This is a genomic window from Streptomyces sp. NPDC048473, from assembly GCF_043200155.1.
GTDB lineage: Bacteria > Actinomycetota > Actinomycetes > Streptomycetales > Streptomycetaceae > Streptomyces.
In genome coordinates, this window is record NZ_JBICXE010000047.1 from 29,444 (window position 1) to 47,754 (window position 18,311).

An 18,311-nucleotide genomic window follows, 5' to 3' on the forward strand; every position below is an offset into this window, starting at 1 on the left:
GATCACTTACTCTGCGTACGCACCGCCCGCGCATCCTGGTCCGCAGCGCCTCCCGCGCCCACGAGTCCCTTGCTCACGCCCTCCAGCCGTGACCCGAACCGCCGCATCTCGCGCTGCCCGACGACACCGATCACCGCAGGGAGGCAGCCCCGAACGGACTGCATCCCGCGCAGCCACCACTGCGCGTACACATGCGCGGACCGCCGTTCGATACCGGCCACGATCCGGTCGACCGCCGGGCCCAGCGGATACGTACGGTTCGACGGCCAGGGCAGCCGCTGCCGCAGTTCCCGCATCACGTCGTCCTCGTCGGCGCCCCGCACCATGTCCGTGTCGGTCCAGGACAGATAGCCGACTCCGACCTTCACCCCGCGGTAGCCGACCTCGGCCCGCAGGCTGTGCGCGAACGCCTCCACACCCGACTTGGACGCGCAGTACGCGGTCATCATCGGCGCCGGCGTCATCGCCGCGAGCGAGGCGATCTGCAGGAAGTACCCGCGGCTCTCCATGAGTACCGGCAGGAACGCCCGCCCCGTCACCGCGCCACCGATCAGATTGACCTCGATGACCCGCCGCCACGCCTCCGGATCCGAGTCGACGAACGGACCGCCCGACGCGACTCCGGCGTTGGCGACGACGACGTCGACCTTCCCGAACCGCTCCTTGACCTGCTCGGCGACGCGCGCCATCGCCTCGTGGTCGGTGACGTCCGCGAACCAGTGGTCGCTCTCCGAGTGCAGCCGCTCGGAGACCTTCTTGAGCTCGTCCGGCTCCAGACCGACGAGCGCGAGCTTGGCGCCGCGCGCCGAGAGCTTGCGCGCCAGCAGTTCGCCCACGCCACGCGCCGCGCCCGTGACGACGACGACCTGTCCTTCGAGACTCCGCCTGCCGTTCATGCGACATCCTCCTTCTCGGCCGTACCGTCCACACCGTCCGCGCCGTCCGCCGGGACGTACGCGGTGACGAGCTCCCGGATCTTCGCGGTGACCGCCTCCGGCGCCTCCACCGGTGTCATGTGACCCATGCCCGCCAGCTCGGTGAGACCCAGGCAGTCGGGCAGCGCCGCCGCGATGGCGCGGGCGTGCACGGGCGGCGTCAGCCGGTCCTCCGTACCCGCGATCACCGCCGTGGGCACCCGCAACTCCCGTACCCCCGCGTCGAGATCGAGCTCCGCGAGGACATGCCCCCAGGCAACCCTGGCCGCCCGCGGGCACGCGTGCACGATCCGGGCACAGATCTCGACCCGTTCGGGGGCCGAACCCGCTCCCATCGTGCCGTACTTGAGTATCCGCCTGGAGACCGGCGTGACGGGCCCGAGCGGGGCCCGCGCCCCGAGAATCGCGCGGGTGATCCGGGTACGGACTGCCCCGGCCCGCAACGGCACCACCAGCGACTCGGCGATCAGCCGCGAACTGCCGGTACTGCACAGCAGTACGGCCGCCGCGTGCTCACGCAGCCCGGCCCGCCGCGAGGCGGCCATCATCGTCATGCCGCCCATGGAGTGCCCGGCGAGCACGGCCTTCTCGCCCGGTGCGAGGGCGGCGGCCAGCACCGCTTCGAGGTCGTCGGCGAGGGCGTCCGTGCCGTACCCCTCGCGGCCGACCGATGGTGAACGGCCGTGGCCCCGCTGGTCGTAGACGACGACCCGGTGGTCCACCGCGAGGTCCCGGATCTGCGCGGCCCAGAAATGGGTGTTGCAGGTCCAGCCGTGCGACAGGACCACCGCGGGGGCGCTGTCCTGCCCGTGCACCTCGACATGGATCCGGGCGCCGTCGGCGGAGATCGCGGTCAGTTCGCGCGCGGGGACCGGTGGGGCGTCGTCGCGCCGCAGCAGACGGCTCATCCCACGACCTCCTCGGCGACGGCCGCCTCGGAACCGGCCCGCGTGCGTGCGGCCGCCCGGACGACCTCGTACTCCGCGAGATCGACCGACTGCGTCACCTTGCGGAATTCGGAGGTGGTGCCCGGCCAGACCGTCGTATTGCGCCCATTGGCGTCCAGGTACCAGCTGTTGCAGCCGCCGGTGTTCCACACGGTGCGCTTCATCCGCTCCTGGACCCGGCGGTTCCAGGCCCCGACCGCCGAGGCCCGCGCGTCGAGTGCGACGCGGCCGCCCAGCACGTTCAGCTGGCGCAGATAGTCGGCCATGTAGTTCAGCTGGGCCTCGATCATGAGGATCATCGAGGAGTTCCCGAGTCCCGTGTTGGGGCCGATGATCGTCATCCAGTTGGGGAAGCCGGACGCGCTCGCACCGCGCAGCGCCTGCATGCCGTCCTTCCAGGACTCGGCGAGCGTGATGCCTTCCGCGCCCACCACCCGGTCGGCGACCGGCATGTCGGTCACATGGAAGCCGGTGCCGAAGATGATCGCGTCGACCTCGGTCTCCGTACCGTCGAAGGCGACGACCGTGGAGCCGCGCACCTCGGCCAGACCGGAGGCGACCACCTCCACATTGGGCTGGGCGAGCGCCGGGTAGTAGGCGCTGGAGAGCAGGATGCGCTTGCATCCGATGCGGTACGAGGGGGTCAGCTTGGCCCGCAGCGCCGGGTCCTTGATGGACCGCGCCATGTTGGACTTGGCTATCTTCTCGACCACGCCCAGCTCGTTCGGCCGCTTGGTGAAGGCACTGACCTGCAACTCCCTTATGCCCCAGAGCAGTCCGCGGCGCGCGGTGCCGGTGAAGGGGAGCGTGCGGTGCAGCCAGCGCTCGGCGCCGCTGATCCTGCGGTCCATGCGCGGCATGACCCACGGCGGGGTGCGCTGGAAGAGCGTCAGCCTGGCGGCCTTCGGCTGGATCGAGGGAACGATCTGGATGGCGGAGGCGCCGGTGCCTATCATCGCGACGCGCTTGCCGGTCAGGTCGTAGTCGTGGTCCCAGCGGGCCGAGTGGAAGACCTTGCCGGGGAAGGCGTCGAGACCGGGGATGTCCGGCGTCTTCGGGTCGGAGAGAGGGCCTGTCGCGGAGACGACGACATCGGCGGTGAATGCGGCCCCGTTACCGGTCTCGATGACCCAGTGGAGCTCGTCGCGCTCCCAGCGCATCGTCATCACTTCATGTCCCAGCCTGATGTGCGGGCGCAGTCCGAAGGTGTCCGCGACATGCTCCAGATAGGCGCGGATGTGCTCCTGCCCGGAAAAGGTGCGCGGCCACTCGGGGTTGGGTGCGAACGAGAACGAGTAGAGGTGGGACGGTACGTCGCAGGCACAGCCCGGATAGCTGTTGTCGCGCCAGGTGCCGCCGACGGAGTCGGCCCGTTCCAGGACGACGAAGTCCGTGATGCCCTCGCGGCGCAGCCGGACCGCGGCCCCGAGGCCCCCGAATCCGGATCCGATCACCGCCACTCGTACGTGCTCGTGCTGGGCCATGCTGCCGCCTCCCGCGGTACGTCACACGACTCTGCCAGCAATCACTGGCATTGTTGGGAGAGTAGAACAGCTCCGTACCGATGGGTAGGGGTGCGACGAGGGAAAGTTACCGGCGGTACAACATAGGGTGCGGGTGTGGCTGAAGGACGCGAGCACCGTGAATACCGGATGGAGGAGCTGGCCGAGGAGGCCGGCATCCCCGTGCGGACCGTGCGCTTCTACCGGGAGCGCGGTCTGATCTCGCCACCCCGCCGCGAGGGGCGCATCGCCTGGTACGACGACCACCACCTGGCCCGGCTGCGGACCATCGCGGGCCTGCTGGAGCGCGGCCACACCCTCACCGGCATCGCCGATCTCGCCCGCACCTTCGAGAGCGGCCGCGATGTCGCCGAGGTACTGGGCCTGGGCGAACCGACCGAGGAGACCCCGGTCCGCCTCACTCCGGAACAGCTCGCGGACTACTTCGAGGGCGAGGTCACCCCGGAGAATCTGGCCGGCGCCCTCGACCTGGGCTATCTGGCCACCGACGGCGACGAGATCGTCCACATCAGCCGCCGCCTCCTGGAGGTGTCGGCGGAGTTGGTACGGGAGGGCGTGCCGCTCGCCACGGTGCTCTCGGCCGGCCGTCGGGTCCGCGAGCACGCGGACGCGCTCGCGGAACTCTTCGTGAGCGTCCTCGAAGCCCACAGCGACGAACCGGAGCCGCCCCAACTCCGCCCACTGGCCCGCGCGGTGATGGACGCCGAGCTCTCCATGGCCCTGGACCGCCGCCTGCGCCGCGAGAACACCGACCGCCCGCCGCGGGGCCCCGCCTCCTGACGGGACAGGACGGGCTCAGACCCCCCGATCAGGCCCCCGATCATCAGCCCACCCGCCCAGCAGGTCGAGCTACAGGTCGAAGACCACCGTCACCGGCGCATGGTCGCTCCACCGCTCGCCGTGCGTCGCGGCCCGCTCGACCCAGCCCTTCACCGCACGCCCGGCCAGTGCCGGCGTCGCCACCTGGTAGTCGATCCGCCAGCCCGTGTCGTTGTCGAAGGCCCGCCCGCGGTAGGACCACCACGAGTACGGCCCCTCCTCCTCCGGGTGCAGCGCCCGTACGACATCGACGTACTCGGCCTCGTCGAAGACCCGGGTCAGCCACTCCCGCTCCTCAGGGAGGAAACCGGAGTTCTTCTTGTTGCCCTTCCAGTTCTTCAGGTCGGCCTCCTGGTGGGCGATGTTCCAGTCGCCGCACACCACGACCTCACGGCCGTCGGCCGCGGCCCGCTTCCTGAGGCCCTTCAGATACGGGAGGAACGCGGCCATGAACCGCTCCTTCTCATCCTGCTTCTCCGTGCCGACCTCGCCGGAGGGCAGATACAGGCTCGCGACCGTGACACCGGGCAGGTCGACCTCGATGTAGCGGCCGCTCGTATCGAACTCCTCGCTCCCGGCATCCCCGAAGCCGCCGAACCCGATCTGTACGCGCTCGGGCGCCCGCCGCGTACACAGAGAGACACCGGCCCGCCCCTTGGCTGCAGCCGGTGCGTGCACGGTGTGCCAGCCCTCGGGCTCGCGCACCTCGTCGGGCAGCTGCTGCGGCTCGGCCCGCACCTCCTGCAGGCAGATCACATCCGCTTCGGTCCGGGCCAGCCACTCGACGAAGCCCTTCTTGGCGGCGGCGCGGAGCCCATTTACATTGACGGTGGTCACAGTGAGCATCCCGGCACGATACCGACACCCGCATGCCGCATACATGTACCATTACCCGCATGAATATCCACCCTCGGCCCTTCGATCACGCCGATGCCGTCAAACTCAACGACCAGGTGCAGCTCGAATACGCCGCGCGGTACGGCGACGAGGGCGATGTCACACCGCTCGACGCGTCGATGTTCGAGCCGCCGAACGGCCTGTATCTCCTCGCCTACGATGCGCAGGGCCTCCCGGTCGCCACCGGCGGCTGGCGCTCCCAGGAACAGAACGACAAGGGCTACTCCGACGGCGACGCCGAGATCAAGCGGATGTTCGTGGTCCCCGAGGGACGCGGCAACGGGCTGGCGCGCCGAATACTGGCCGCCCTGGAGGCCGACGCACGGGCGGCGGGCCGTAGTCGGATGGTGCTGGAGACCGGGGACAAGCAGCCCGAGGCGATCGCGCTGTACACATCCAGCGGTTACACCCCGTGCGAGAAGTTCGGCCACTACCGCACGTACGAAAGCAGCATCTGCTTCGCGAAGCCGCTGCGGTAGTCCGCGGGCGGCGGCCGCGGGCGGGCCTCAGGCCTCGGCCGCGTACCGCCAGAACTCCCGCATCACCGCGGGCGGGGTCGGTCCGGCCATTTCCAGCTGAGTGAGCAGGACGGAGACCGTGCCGGTGGACGGGGTGAGGTGCGCCGCCGTTCCGGTGCCGCCCACCCAGCCGTAGCGTCCCGGTACGTTCCAGGTGTCGACGGCCTCGACATCGACCGAGCCGCCGAAGCCCCAGCCCTGCCCCTCCAGGAACAGCGTGCTGTCGTCGCGCTGTGCCCGGGTCAGATGGTCGGTGGTCATCAGCCGCACCGACTCTGCGGACAACACCCGGCGCCCGTCGTCGCTCCCGTCGGCACTGCCCCCGGCGAGCAGCATCCGGGCGAAGGAGTACCAGTCGTCCACGGTCGAGACCAGCCCGCCGGCACCGGACGGAAACGCCGGCACGCTGCTCCACTGCCCGTCGGGCGCGTCGACCAACTGGAGACCGCCGCCCTCCGGGCCGGACCGGTAGTAGCTGGTGAACCGGTCGAGCTTGTCGGCCGGTACCGCGAATCCGGTGTCGGCCATGCCGAGCGGCTCGAACAGCCGCTCGGCCAGGAAATCAGGGAGCGGCCGGCCCGAGACCCGGGCGATCAGCACGCCCAGGATGTCGGAGCAGGTGTTGTACAGCCAGGCCTCGCCCGGCTGGTGCAGCAGCGGAATGCGGGACAGGGTGGCCATCCACGCGTCCGGCGCCTCGATGAGCCGGGGCTGCGGCGGTCCTTGTTTCAGCTCGCTGAACAGCAGTCCGACCACCGGCAGCGAGAAGTCGGACGGGAAGCCGCACCCGGCCCGGAAGGTGAGCAGATCGGCGACCGTGATCGCCCGGGCGGCCGGGACCACGTCGTCGACCGGGCCGGCCGGAGTGCGGACCACCTTCGGTGACGCCAGCTCCGGCAGCCACTGCCCGACCGGGTCGTCCAGCGCGATCCGGCCGTCGTCGACCAGCATCATGACGGCCGCGGCGACGACGGGCTTGGTGATCGATGCGATGCGGAAGATCGAGTCCCTGGCCATCGGGGCCGTGCCGTCCGCATCGGCGGAGCCGACCGCCGTCACCTCGACCCGGTCGCCACGGGCCACCAGGCCCACGGCGCCCGGCGCCGATCCGCCGCCGACGTACTTCTCCAGGAGGTCGTACAGATTGCTCATCGGTCCACCTTCTCGCTGGTGCGTCCAGAAGCCTGTGCGCTCAGAAGCAGGACTCCCGCACCGCCCCGGACTCATCGGTCCCGGACGTCACTCCCCCCGGCTCGGCGCACCCGCCCGACACCCACGTAGAAGCCGCTGCGTTCCCGCGCCGGCGCCGGCTCCTCCTGGTACCACTCCGTGGAGAACACCAGCCCGGGCTCGACCAGGTCCAGGCCGTCGAAGAAGGGCTCGACCTCGCTCCGGGTACGCATCCGCAGCGGGATCGCCCCCTTCTTGTACGCGGTCTCGGTCTCCTGCCGCAGTTCGGGATGCTGGTCGGCCGTGCCGTGCGAGAACACCAGGAAGCTGCCCGCAGGCAGGGCCTCGACCAGGGTGCGGGTGATGCCGTACGGGTCCTGGTCGTCGGGCAGGAAGTGCATCAGCGCGATCAGGGACAGCGCGATGGGCCGGCTGAAGTCCAGCAGCTCACGGGCGTGTTCGAGGATCATCTTCGGCTGCCGCACATCCGCGTGGATGTAGTCGGTGACACCCTGCGGGCTGCTGATCAGCAGCGCTTCCGCGTGACGCAGGACGATCGGGTCGTTGTCCGCGTAGACGATCCGGGCGGTCGGCGCGACGGCCTGGACGACCTGGTGCAGATTGGGCGCCGTGGGAATGCCGGTGCCGATGTCGAGGAACTGGTCGATCCCGCCCAGTGCCAGCCACGCGGAGGCCCGGTGCATGAAGGCCCGGTTCCGCGCCGCGTTGCCCCGCGCCGCCTCGGGCAGCGTCTCCCCCACCTGCTGGTCGACCGGATAGTTGTCCTTGCCGCCCAGCAGCCAGTCATAGACGCGCGCGGGGTGGGGCTTACTGGTGTCGATCTGGGGCTTGGGCATTCCGGCCGTCACAGGACACTCCTCCGTACGGGGAAATCACGAGCAGCTGAAAACTCGGCCTGACGCGGGAACGCCCCCGGCAGGACCCACGGAACGGGCGAGCAATACCAGCGTAGTTGGCCCCGCCGTCACGCGTCGTCGGCCGGTGGCGCACCGCTGCGCCCGTCGTCGGGCAGCACCACCAGGCGTACGGCCATCTGGCGCGAGCCCGGCGGGTGTTCGCCGGGCTCGGTCGCGTACTTGTGCAGCAGCGCCCGGTACTCCTCGGCGAACGAGGCGACCTGTTCCTTCGTCATCCGCAGCCCGGCGCGGTAGATCTGGTTCCAGCCCGCCGAGGCGTCGTACCCGGCGTACGCCCGCACGACCAGGCTCAGGTCATGGGTCATCTTGAGCGCGCCGATCTTCACGGCGGCCTCGCGCTCGTCCTCCGTCATCTCCAGGCCGGGCGGCGTGAAGATGTTCGTCATGAGCGACTTCCACCAGCGCTCCCGGCCGGTGGAACGCTCCTCGATCTCCGCGATCAGCTTGAGGTCGGCGAGCTTGCGCAGGTGATAGCTGGTGGTGCCGGTGGACTCGCCGAGGGCCTTGGCCACGCTGGTGGAGTTCGCCTCGCCGTGTTCGCCGAGATAGCTCAGGATGTCGCGGCGCACCGGGTTGGACAGCGCCTTGTGGAAGGCCTTGAGGTCCGGACCGGTGAGCACTCTCCTCTCGGGACGCTCGACCATGACCACCAGCATAGTGCAGAGATTCTCTGCAATCATTGCAGAGAATGTTTGCAGAACATCTCTGCAATCGCTACGTTGGTCCCGGAGGCGCCACCGGGCGCCGGGAATCACGGGGGCCGAGATGCGCAGAGACCTGACCGGAAGACTGTTACCGACAGCCGGGGTGACAGCCTTCCGGGCGACAGCTGGAGCGACCTGGGCGGCCGCCCATGTCTGACTCGCTGGACGCCCGGCTGCGGGACGAGATCGACGACCAGGTCGCGGAGGCGTTCGACGCCTACCTGTCCGACCGGCTGACGGAGCCGGGGCCGCTGCGCGCATCCCTGACCGCGGGGCGCAGTGCCCGGGTGGTGCTGGGCACGGTCGCACTCGGCGCCCTCGCAACGGCGCTCGCACCGCCCGGCGTTGCCGTCATCTGCTGGATCTGGGGCGCTATCGCGGCGATCGATATCACCTGGCTGTGGGCCGCTCGCCGTCGTTGACGATCCGTGAGGCTCCGGCCCCTCGTGGGCTCGTCGCGGAAGGACGGCCCGGAAACGACAAGATCCCGCCCGATCTTTCGATCGGACGGGATCTTGTGTGTGCGGTGGGGCGTTCACGGGAGGGTCTGAGCTGGGAAAACGGGGACGTCCCACGGAGGCTTCCCAGGGCTGAGAAGATCATTTCCCAGCTGGTTGCAAAGTGCATGCAGCGGCCCGCATCTTGCCGTCGTCCCGTGTGGGGACGCAGACGGGCTGCAGAGAATCAGCATCGTGTACGTCGTCGAGCGACTGCCAGACCTCGTACGGGGTTGTCTGCCGAGATGTGGTTCGGTCCGCCCGCTGCCAGTTTGTGCCCCAAGGACCCGGCTCGGCGACTGCTCAGGCCATGGCCTCACGAAGGAGAGCATGCGCGAGGTCGGTTTTCTGCAACTTTCCTGACCATGTGACAGGTTGCTGGCTGGTCGGGCAGCATCTGTGCTTGTGCCGCCCGGCCCGGGGTCCGCGTCGCGTGAGGACCTCCTCACGCTGATCTGGCCCACCGCGAGACCGAACTTGCGGAGTCGAGCGCGGGAAGCGACTGCACATGCCATTGGCTCTGTGCACACTAGGCTGCGCGCAGAGCACGTTGTCCTTTTCGTGAGGTGCAGCGGATCTGGGGGCAAATGATGAACCACGCAGCGGACGAGCTCGAACCGTCTCGGCTCCAGAAGGCCGTCGAGACGATCGCCATCACACCGGAGTCGGCCACCAAGCTAGTGGGTGGTTACCGAGCGACTTTCGAGGCCAAGTTCAAGCGGGAGCCCGAGAGCCTGGAGGACAAGCGCCGGATCGCCGCCGAGATCATTGGCCGGTACTCCAAACTTTCGGCAGCCGCCGGGGCGGTCACCGCAGCCCCGAGCGTGATTCCGGGGGGGCGGGACCGCGGTCGCAGTCCTGGGCGGTGGTGTCACTGACATCGCCGCGACACTCAAGCTCCAGATCGACATGTGCATGTGCCTGGTTGAGGTGTACGAGACCGAGCTGAGCAGTGAGGACAAGAAGCACCTCGCCTTCGTCCTCGCGTTGGCGGGTTCGGCAGAACAGATGGCGGCGAAGGGTGGTAAGGCAGCGGTACTGAAGATCGCCGAGAAGTTGGTCTACCAGTACCTGAAAGGGCCCGCCTTGATCACGATCAAGCAGTTGTTCAAGCGGGCGTCCATCACCTTCACCCAGAAGGCGATGGCCAAGGCGATACCAGCCGGCGTCGGTGTCGCTTTCAGTAGCTCGACCAACTACGTCCTGACGACAGTAGTGGGCAAGGTCGCCGTCCTGGCCAGAGATGTGAAGTAGCAACGGTGCATCGGATCCGGTTCCGCCGGCACAGCTGGCCAGACCGGACCAGCCCTTATCTCGAACGTTTTCCGCGTCCGTGTGGACCGAGCTGAGACTCCACCGCAAACTGCCCCGCCGGCTGGCCAGCAGTCATCCCGCTCGGTCGATCACCCCCTGAACACCTGCTCGTGAAAAGCATGAACCTCATGTCGTCATGCTCGTTCGGCATGCTCGCCACCTCCTCTGCCCCCGGTGTCTCAGGAGGGACCGGGTGGAGCCAACCGCCGTCACGGTAACGGTGCGCGACACTCCACCTTCTGAACGCCCGCAGATCGCTGTCGAGCAGGGCGTGGAGCGGTGCGCCGGACCGTCCGCTCGCGAACAGCTTTATCTCACGCACGAGTTCGTTGACGTGACCGAACTCGATGATCGCCCCGGTGTCGTCCGGATTCCTGACCCGTGGCTTGGCGGACGGCTTCTCCTCGCCCTCCAGGGGTTCCATCTGCACCTCGGTGAAGCGCAGCAGCAGACTCTTGACCGCGCACTCGGCGGCGAACCCGTAGAGGTGGTCGGCCGAGGGCAGACGGCTGCCCTTGCGGAGGTAGTCGCCGTCGTGGAAGTGACGCGACGCGGCCGAGGCGAAGTGTTGTTGCTGGGTGGGTTCCGGCACAGGTCAGATCGTAGGCCGATCTTCGCGGGGCGGAAGGGGAATCGGGACAGAAGGACCCCTGGCGTACTACAGGGGCACTCCGTCCGACCGACCGGCCGGTGAAGGGGATCGACCCGTTGCGGAGCCCCGTACACGAGGAGCCGGCACAGATCCGGACAGTGGCCGGCTGGCCACTTCTGTTCGTTGCTGCCGGGAAGCGCACCATGACACCATTCGACGGGTGTTCGACAACGGGGATGACATAGCCAGGGCGGACGCCCTGCGTTCAAAGATCTCTGACTTGGCCGACTGGCCTGCTCCCGACGTGCCGCCGTCACCGCGTGCAGCGTCGGGCACGGCCTCCGCCAGAGCGCCGGAGGTCGACCCGACGGCGTCTGCTCGACACGAATTTGCCGTGTTGCTCGGTGAGTTCCGGAGAACGGCGGTGCTGGTGCCGCTCGATGAGGTCGGTGATCTGTGGTCGGCGGAGCAGAACGGTGTGCGCTGGATCTGTGCGTTCTCGGATGAGGCGGCGCTGGCCCGATTCGCGCTGGCCCGTGGTGAGGCCGGGCGGGAATGGACCTATCAGACCGTTCTGGGTGCACGGCTGCTGGATGTGATGGTGCCTTTGCTGCCGGGTCCTGCCGGGGTTGCGCTGGATGCGGGCAGTGTGGGCGGCGGGATGTTGTTCCCGCCGGTGGCGGGCATCGTGCCGGACGCGGTTGCGGTGGATCTCGGGGGGATTCAATGAGCGGTGAGGGTTCTGACCTGGAAGTTCCGCCCCAGGCGTTGGCTGAGATCGCGAAAGGGATCGATCTGGCGCATGCGGAGCTGAAGGAGCTCGGCATGATCGGGGAAGCGTCGACGGGCCGGGGGTTCTCGGATCTGGCACTGTCCGGGCTGGAGCTGGGGCATGGCGGGCTGACGTCGGAGTTCGAGACGTTCTGCAACCGCTGGGAGTGGGGTGTGCGGGCCCTGACGCAGAAGGGGAACGGCTTCGCCCTCGGGGTGGGCCTGTCGGCGGGTTCGTATGCGGAGCAGGAGCAGTACGTCAGGGACTCGTTCAAGATCGGTGTGAACTCCTTGAACGGGAATCCGCATGCGTCCGAGGATGAGGTCAAGGCGATGAGCTGGGACACGATCAGCACCCAGTCCGCGTACGACAACGCGGACTACAGCTGGGAGTCGATGAGCCAGGCCCAGGACGAGGTGAACCAGACCTGGAAGAACACCGCCTACGACGTGGAGGACGCCGCACTCGACTCGATGGAGCGCAACGGGCTGGTGGACCCTGAGGTGCGGGCGGAGGCGGATGAGCGGCTGCGGGAGCAGCTTGATCCGTCGCAGGAGACGATCGAGCAGGCTGAGCAGCCGCGGTGGGGGGAGAGTCGCTGATGGTGGACTGGGGGAAGTGGGGCGACGCCCTCTACGACGGTGCGGGCGATCTGGTCGACAAGGGCAAGGAGATCGTCGGCACAGGCATCGACAAGGGCACCGATGTGCTCGGCTCGGGCCTGGAGAAGGTCGGTGCCGATGAGTGGGCCGACAAGGTCGAGGACTGGGGCGATGAGACCGCCTCATCGCTGGGTGCGGACGTCAGGGAACAGCAGCTCGGTCAGACCGAGGAAGCGAACGAGCTGATCCATGGCCGACCGGAGAAGATCAGTGCGGCGGTGAAGAACCTCCGCGACTTCCAGAAGGCGTTCGACCTCGTCGGCGGCGGGATGAAGAAGCTCGACTCCGGTCACTGGAAGGGAGAGGCCGCCGACGCCTTCCGCGCCAAGTTCCAGACGCTGCCCACCGACTGGCTGCGCGCGGCGGATGCATTCGAGGACGCGGCCACGGCCCTGGAAACGTTCGCCAGGACGGTCATCAGCGCGCAGGCCAAGGCCGGTGAGGCGATCGCTCTGTACAAGGAGGGCAAGCAGGACTACGAGACTGCGGCGGCCGCTTTCAAGGAGAAGGCGGAGGCGTACAACGCGGTCCGCAACACCGACCACCCCCTCCCGCATCCGGGAAAGTTCTCCGACCCGGGCACAGCCAAGAGGCAGCACGCGCAGGAGATCCTTCAGCGCGCCCGCCGGGTGCGAAACGACGCTGCCGAAACTGCCAAGGGTGCGATCACCGCCGCGTTGGCGCACGCTCCGAAGGAGCCCACCGGCCTGGACCGGGCCAAGCAGGAACTCATCGACTATGGGATCGGCCAGTCCATCGAGCTGGCCCATGTCGGCGGCGGTGTCATCAAGGCCTCCGCGGGACTGGTGAACTTCGTCCGCTCGGTCAACCCGACCGACCCGTACAACCTGACGCACCCGGCCGAGTACTACAAGGGCGTCAACATGACGCTCGCCGGCCTCGTCTCCACCGCCGCCAACCCCGACCGCGCGCTGAAGAACGCCTGGGACGCCGCCAAGGGGGACCCCTCCGAATTCATCGGCCGACTTCTCCCCGAGCTGGTCGGCACCAAGGGCGGGGGCCTGATCAAGGGCCTCGCTCGCCACGGACTGAAGGACGGAGTGGAGAGCGCCGCACGCAAGGGCGTCGACGATCCTGCGAAGACATCAAAGCCCGACAAGGGAGTGGAGAAGGACCCCACGGACCCGGTCGACCTGGCCACGGGAACGATGTACCTGCCGCAGACGGACATCGATCTGCCAGGAAGGCTCCCGTTGGTCTTCCGTCGCCGGGTCGCTTCCAATTACCGTGCGGGACGTTGGTTCGGGCCCTCTTGGTCCTCCACGGCCGACCAGCGACTTGAGATCGATTCCCAGGGCATCGTCTTCGTCTGTGAGGACGGCCTGCTGCTAACCTACCCGCACCCCGCGCCAGGCGTGCCGGTCATGCCGAGTCACGGCTCCCGCTGGCCCCTCGACGTGGACACAACAGGCCACTACACGATCACCGATCCGGACAGCGGCCGAATACGGCACTTCAGCCCGCGCTCTGGAGACATCGCACTGCTGGTGCAGATCGATGACCGCAACGGCAACTGGATCCAGTTCGAATACGACGAGACCGGAGCGCCAGCAGGGATCATTCACGGTGCCGGCTATCACGTGAAGCTCACCACGAGCGAAGGCCGAATCACCGCACTCCACCTCGCAGGAGCCGCCCCGGACGGTACCGACCAGGAGATCCTCCGCTACGGCTACACCGACGGTCATCTCACCGAGGTCGTCAACTCCTCGGGTCTTCCACTCCGGTTCACCTACGACGGGCGTAGCCGGGTCACCTCCTGGGCCGACACCAATGGCAGTCGGTACGAGTACGCCTACGACGATCAGGACCGGTGCATAGCCGAAGGCGGCGCCGCGGGTCACATGGCCGTACGCCTGGACTACGACGGTACCGATCCGGCGAGTGGGATGCGTGTCACCACCGTCACCAGCAGTAGTGGAGCCGTCCACCGCTACGTCGTCAATGACAGCTACCAGGTAGTCGCAGAGATCGACCCGCTGAACGCTGTCACTCGCTTCGAACGCGACCACTACAACCGACTGCTGTCCCGCACCGATCCGCTCGGCCGCACGAACCGCTTCGCATACGACGGATCAGGCCAGCTGACCTCGACGGTCCGCCCGGACGGGCGGGGAATGACGGTGCAGTACAACGACCTGCGGCTGCCGGTCCGCGTCACCAATCCGGACCGAACCGTGGTCCGTCAGGAGTGGGACGAGCGCGGCAACTGCATTACTGTCACCGACTCGTCCGGAACTGCGACACGCACCACCTATAACGAGGCCGGTCACGCGACTTCCGTGACGGACGGGCTCGGCAACACGACCCACATCCGCAGCAACGCTGCAGGCCTGCCCATCGAGATCACTGACCCCCTCGGCGCGATCACCCGGATCGTGAGGGACGCTTTCGGTCGCCCCGTCCGGCTCACCGACCCCCTTGGTGCGGTAACCCACCTCGAATGGGCCGTGGAGGGCAAACCGTCCCGTCGCACCGACGCGGACGGCACCACACAGTCCTGGACATACGACGGCGAGGGCAACTGCCTCACCCACACCGATGCCCTGGGCGCTGTCACCCGCTTCGAGTACACCCACTTCGACCTCATGAGCGCCCGCACCGGCCCCGACGGCGTGCGTTACGAGTTCGCGTACGACCACGAGCTCCGCCTGATCCAGGTCCGCAACCCTCAAGGCCGCACCTGGGACTACGTTTACGACCTAGCCGGACGTCTCACTTCCGAGTCCGACTTCGACAACCGCTCCCTCACCTACCAACGCGACACAGCGGGTCGTCTCACCACTCGCACCGACGCTCTCGGCCAGACCACCCGCTACGAACGGGACGACCTCGACCGCATCGTCACCACGGATGCAGCAGGAGCCATAACCTCCTTCGCCTACGACCTCTTCGACCAACTCGCCGAAGCCGTCAACGCAGACGCCACCGTCACCTACCTGCGCGACCGCTTTGGACGCCTGCGATCCGAGACCGTCAACGACCGAACGATGACCTACGCGTACGACGAGATCGGGCGTCGCATCGGCCGGACCACCCCCAGCGGTGTCGTCAGCACGTGGGCCTACGATGCGGCAGGGCGACGCTCCTCCCTGACCACCTCGGGACGCCTCCTCGCCTTCGAACACGACGCCACAGGCCAGGAAACAGCACGTCATATCGGCGACAACATCAGTCTCACCTCGCGCTTCGACACAATGGGCCGTCTCGCCAGTCAGCAGATCACCGGGTCGGGCCGGAGCCTGCAACGCCGGGACTACGCGTACCGCGCCGATGGTCACCTGATCGGCCTCACCGACCAACTCTCCGGATCCAAAAGCTTCGGCCTCAACGCGGTCGGCCGTGTCACCGAGGTCCAGGCCCCCGACTGGACCGAGCGCTACGCCTACGACGAGGCCGGCAACCAGAGCGAAGCCTCGTGGCCGACGAAGCACCCCGGCCAAGCGGCCAGGGGCTCCCGCGAATATGCAGGCACCACGATCACTCGTGCGGGAAGCACCCGCTACGAGCACGACGCCCTCGGCCGCATCACCCTCCGCCAGAAGACCCGCCTCTCTCGCAAACCCGATACGTGGCGGTACGAGTGGAACGCTGAGGGCCGCATGCGCTCAGCAACCACACCCGACGAAGTTGTATGGCGTTATCAATACGACGCCCTCGGCCGTAGGACGGCCAAACAGCGGATGAGCAAGGACGGGCATACCGCCCTGGAACAAATCACCTTCACCTGGGATGGCCCCACCCTGTGCGAACAAATCACCCAGGCCAACGACTCGTCCAACGTCATAGCACTGACGTGGGATCACGATGGCTTGCGGCCGATGAGTCAGCAGGAACGCGTTTTTGCGCCCCATTCATCACAGAAGGTCATCGATGAGCGATTCTTCGCGATCATCACCGATCTTGTTGGTAGCCCGAGTGAACTGGTAGACGAATGCGGAGCCCTCGCGTGGCGCGCGCGGAGCACACTATGGGGGGCCACCTCCTGGCCGATCGACAGCACCGCATACACGCCACTTCGCTTTCCGGGGCAGTATTTTGATCCCGAGAGTGAACTTCATTATAATTTTCACCGATACTATGATCCACAAACTGCGCAATATCTTACGCCGGACCCACTTGGGCTCGCCCCGGCGCCCAATCCTACGGTCTACGTGTCAAACCCGCACGCTTCGATCGACCCTTACGGCCTCTTCGGCTGCCCCGAAGAGGAACATCTCTTCCGTGGAACAACTCGCGGATACAACGCCAGCGACGGAACCCAGGCGTCCGGCTACACTCCCACGTCAACGGACCCCGGAGTCGCCACTCTGTTCGCCAGGCACTCGGATCAGTTCGGTGAAGGAATAGTCCAACTCTTCCCACGCAGCGCCCTCGAGGGCGTACCGCTTGAGCGGGGTGTTATTCGAGCCGAAGCCGAGGTTGCCGTAGGCCTGCCTGCGTCGCAGCTATCCAAGCTTGCCAGCATCGAGCTTCCCTCTAGTGCAGCCGCAGATATTCTTAACCGAATGGGAATACAGGTGCCCAAGATACACAGCATTGGCGGTATAACTGACGCGCTAGAATGGGACGTACCCAAGCTCTCACCAGAACAAATATCACAGTTCGTTGCGGAGGCGTACAAGCATGGACGGACCTAGCAGGCTGCAGATTTACGAGGTTGAACGTGCGGATGACCAGGGTGGCGTTTGCACCGTGAGATGCATTGCTGGCATCGCCCGCATCGGCCAGGTATTCGCATCCGATGACACCACCGAGGATGCGCATGCCGACTCGAACATCACACTTACAAGGATTGAACGATACAGACAAAATGTCGACTTTTTTGATCCGCCGGGCACTGCCAGGGTGTCCCTTACCGGAAACTCCGTAGGAAATTTGGGCCGGGGTTCGATCCTCTCGGAAGTTCCCTGAATCTCGCTGTTCGCTCATGACTGTCGCGGTTTCAGCACGATTACCGGGCAGTCTGGCTCGCGCTGGCGGCCGTGGCGATATTTCCGGTCGGCGGCGCGTAGCGACGCGGATAACTTCCCCTGATGCCTGGCATGCGATGAGTCGTACAGTGAGTTCTCCAATATTCCGAGCGCTCCCTTCCTGCAGAATATCAACCAGGGTGATTTCAGGAGTACTGCGCATCAGGAACAAGGGGGCCCGTCCCGGTCAGCAATGATCACGAGGAACGCGGCGAATAGCTGGAACATGGTGACGTGTGGAGCGTCAGCCCCCGGCTGACTGCACCACTGTGGACGCATGGCCAGGAAGCTGCCGGCCCGGCCCACACCCAGCACAGCAGCCTCCGGACCAGGCACCCGGTCAGTCCGTCTTCTCCCACATCCCTGACTTCAGCTCCTTCAGGAACAACCCGTCGAGCACCACTCGTTGGGTCTCCCGGTCCACCACGTCCACCGTGCGGCCGTCCAGAGCCGGTGAAGCCTCAGGATCTTCCATGGGAACGAGCAGCCACAGACCATGCGGGGCAACGGCGGGGTGTCCGGCCGCGTTCTGCAGCGCGACCAACAGCTCCCGGCCTCCCACCTCCCAGTAGCGAGCGACCAGCCCGGCCCGGTGTGCGAGGAGAACCGTGCGCGGGCCTGAAGCCGCGGCAAGCTCCGCGATGTGGGCCGCGACCCGCTCCAGCGCCAGCCGTGCGTAGGAGGCAAGGCCGCACACTCACGAAACAGGTGGCCACTTGTGTAGCCACTTTTTCGTGGTGCGTTCCTTTGGAGACGGCTATGAGCGGCGCGATCCTCGGCTACCAGCCGTTGGAAAAGCCATCGGAGTGGCCCTTGGTCGCCGATGGCGTTCGCATGGTGGCCGCCGCGACCTGCGATTCCGTCCCATATCCAGTCCCGAAAGTGATGCTGGCTCTCTCCGGTCTGGCCATGTACGCCGAGCGCGGCATTGCCCGCCAGGGTCATTGCATGATCGAGATCTGTCTGGGTTCGTCACGTGAGACCGAGGGCTCGTAGGGGCCGGTGGTAGTCGCGGCCGGTGTGGCGGAG

At 67.2% G+C, this 18,311-nt stretch carries 18 protein-coding genes; 9 read left to right on the forward strand and 9 right to left on the reverse strand.

What is annotated here, in order from left to right; translation table 11 throughout:
- Window positions 1-2 precede the first annotated feature (2 nt).
- The 3 genes from ACGFU7_RS40120 to ACGFU7_RS40130 are packed head-to-tail and all read right to left on the reverse strand — an operon-like array spanning window position 3 to window position 3,366.
- The gene (locus ACGFU7_RS40120) at window positions 3-896 is read right to left on the reverse strand and encodes an SDR family oxidoreductase (RefSeq protein ID WP_393702900.1); all 894 of its coding nucleotides are present in this window, start codon (window positions 894-896) and stop codon (window positions 3-5) included.
- Window positions 893-1,843, reverse strand: a complete 951-nt coding sequence (locus tag ACGFU7_RS40125) for an alpha/beta fold hydrolase (protein WP_393702902.1) — start codon at window positions 1,841-1,843, stop codon at window positions 893-895. Before ACGFU7_RS40125 ends, ACGFU7_RS40120 begins: the two co-directional genes overlap by 4 nt.
- Complete coding sequence (locus ACGFU7_RS40130; RefSeq protein WP_393702904.1) at window positions 1,840-3,366, reverse strand: flavin-containing monooxygenase; 1,527 nt, start codon at window positions 3,364-3,366, stop codon at window positions 1,840-1,842. Before ACGFU7_RS40130 ends, ACGFU7_RS40125 begins: the two co-directional genes overlap by 4 nt.
- Before the next feature lie 168 nt (window positions 3,367-3,534).
- Here ACGFU7_RS40130 and ACGFU7_RS40135 point away from each other — a divergent pair, with 168 nt between their 5' ends.
- Entirely contained in the window at window positions 3,535-4,185 is a 651-nt protein-coding gene (locus tag ACGFU7_RS40135) for a MerR family transcriptional regulator (protein WP_393702931.1), read from the forward strand.
- Window positions 4,186-4,254: 69 nt separating this feature from the next.
- On the opposite strand, the gene ACGFU7_RS40140 is transcribed toward ACGFU7_RS40135, so the two are convergent.
- On the reverse strand, window positions 4,255-5,070 hold the full coding sequence (locus ACGFU7_RS40140; RefSeq protein WP_393702905.1) for an exodeoxyribonuclease III: 816 nt from the start codon (window positions 5,068-5,070) through the stop codon (window positions 4,255-4,257).
- Between the two features lie 50 nt (window positions 5,071-5,120).
- Between ACGFU7_RS40140 and ACGFU7_RS40145 the strand changes: the two genes are divergently transcribed.
- Window positions 5,121-5,600: a GNAT family N-acetyltransferase gene (locus tag ACGFU7_RS40145; RefSeq protein ID WP_393702906.1), complete on the forward strand. Its 480-nt coding sequence runs from the start codon at window positions 5,121-5,123 to the stop codon at window positions 5,598-5,600.
- Between the two features lie 27 nt (window positions 5,601-5,627).
- Here ACGFU7_RS40145 and ACGFU7_RS40150 read toward each other — a convergent pair whose 3' ends face one another.
- The 3 genes from ACGFU7_RS40150 to ACGFU7_RS40160 all read right to left on the reverse strand — a co-directional run bounded on the left by ACGFU7_RS40150 (window position 5,628) and on the right by ACGFU7_RS40160 (window position 8,391).
- The gene (locus ACGFU7_RS40150) at window positions 5,628-6,791 is read right to left on the reverse strand and encodes a serine hydrolase domain-containing protein (RefSeq protein ID WP_393702908.1); all 1,164 of its coding nucleotides are present in this window, start codon (window positions 6,789-6,791) and stop codon (window positions 5,628-5,630) included.
- Between the two features lie 71 nt (window positions 6,792-6,862).
- A complete protein-coding gene (locus ACGFU7_RS40155) occupies window positions 6,863-7,678 on the reverse strand; it encodes an SAM-dependent methyltransferase (RefSeq protein WP_393702910.1) in 816 nt (271 codons plus the stop codon).
- 116 nt (window positions 7,679-7,794) lie between these two features.
- The gene (locus ACGFU7_RS40160; RefSeq protein WP_393702912.1) at window positions 7,795-8,391 is read right to left on the reverse strand and encodes a helix-turn-helix domain-containing protein; all 597 of its coding nucleotides are present in this window, start codon (window positions 8,389-8,391) and stop codon (window positions 7,795-7,797) included.
- A 209-nt stretch (window positions 8,392-8,600) separates the two neighbouring features.
- Between ACGFU7_RS40160 and ACGFU7_RS40165 the strand changes: the two genes are divergently transcribed.
- The 3 genes from ACGFU7_RS40165 to ACGFU7_RS40175 all read left to right on the forward strand — a co-directional run bounded on the left by ACGFU7_RS40165 (window position 8,601) and on the right by ACGFU7_RS40175 (window position 10,202).
- Entirely contained in the window at window positions 8,601-8,873 is a 273-nt protein-coding gene (locus ACGFU7_RS40165) for a hypothetical protein (RefSeq protein WP_393702913.1), read from the forward strand.
- Window positions 8,874-9,535: 662 nt separating this feature from the next.
- Window positions 9,536-9,826 carry a hypothetical protein gene (locus ACGFU7_RS40170; RefSeq protein WP_393702915.1) on the forward strand — a complete coding sequence of 97 codons (291 nt, stop codon included), beginning with the start codon at window positions 9,536-9,538 and terminating at the stop codon, window positions 9,824-9,826.
- 37 nt (window positions 9,827-9,863) lie between these two features.
- A complete protein-coding gene (locus tag ACGFU7_RS40175) occupies window positions 9,864-10,202 on the forward strand; it encodes a hypothetical protein (RefSeq protein ID WP_393702917.1) in 339 nt (112 codons plus the stop codon).
- A gap of 55 nt (window positions 10,203-10,257) precedes the next feature.
- Here the strand turns inward: ACGFU7_RS40175 and ACGFU7_RS40180 are convergent, their stop codons facing one another.
- A complete protein-coding gene (locus tag ACGFU7_RS40180) occupies window positions 10,258-10,854 on the reverse strand; it encodes a hypothetical protein (protein WP_393702919.1) in 597 nt (198 codons plus the stop codon).
- 220 nt (window positions 10,855-11,074) lie between these two features.
- Between ACGFU7_RS40180 and ACGFU7_RS40185 the strand changes: the two genes are divergently transcribed.
- Genes ACGFU7_RS40185 through ACGFU7_RS40195 form a run of 3 tightly spaced genes read left to right on the forward strand, consistent with a single transcriptional unit; the run spans window position 11,075 to window position 16,949 of the window.
- On the forward strand, window positions 11,075-11,584 hold the full coding sequence (locus tag ACGFU7_RS40185) for an SseB family protein (RefSeq protein ID WP_393702920.1): 510 nt from the start codon (window positions 11,075-11,077) through the stop codon (window positions 11,582-11,584).
- Window positions 11,581-12,228 (forward strand): hypothetical protein, encoded by a 648-nt coding sequence (locus ACGFU7_RS40190; protein ID WP_393702922.1) that lies wholly within the window; start codon window positions 11,581-11,583, stop codon window positions 12,226-12,228. The genes ACGFU7_RS40185 and ACGFU7_RS40190 overlap by 4 nt, the downstream gene beginning before the upstream one ends.
- Window positions 12,228-16,949 (forward strand): putative T7SS-secreted protein, encoded by a 4,722-nt coding sequence (locus ACGFU7_RS40195; RefSeq protein ID WP_393702924.1) that lies wholly within the window; start codon window positions 12,228-12,230, stop codon window positions 16,947-16,949. The genes ACGFU7_RS40190 and ACGFU7_RS40195 overlap by 1 nt, the downstream gene beginning before the upstream one ends.
- A 673-nt stretch (window positions 16,950-17,622) precedes the next feature.
- Here the strand turns inward: ACGFU7_RS40195 and ACGFU7_RS40200 are convergent.
- Complete coding sequence (locus tag ACGFU7_RS40200) at window positions 17,623-17,979, reverse strand: hypothetical protein (RefSeq protein WP_393702925.1); 357 nt, start codon at window positions 17,977-17,979, stop codon at window positions 17,623-17,625.
- Between the two features lie 62 nt (window positions 17,980-18,041).
- On the opposite strand from ACGFU7_RS40200, the gene ACGFU7_RS40205 reads away from it, so the two are divergent.
- Window positions 18,042-18,278, forward strand: coding sequence for a hypothetical protein (locus ACGFU7_RS40205; protein ID WP_393702927.1), 237 nt, complete (start codon window positions 18,042-18,044; stop codon window positions 18,276-18,278).
- The last annotated feature ends 33 nt before the right edge of the window (window positions 18,279-18,311 follow it).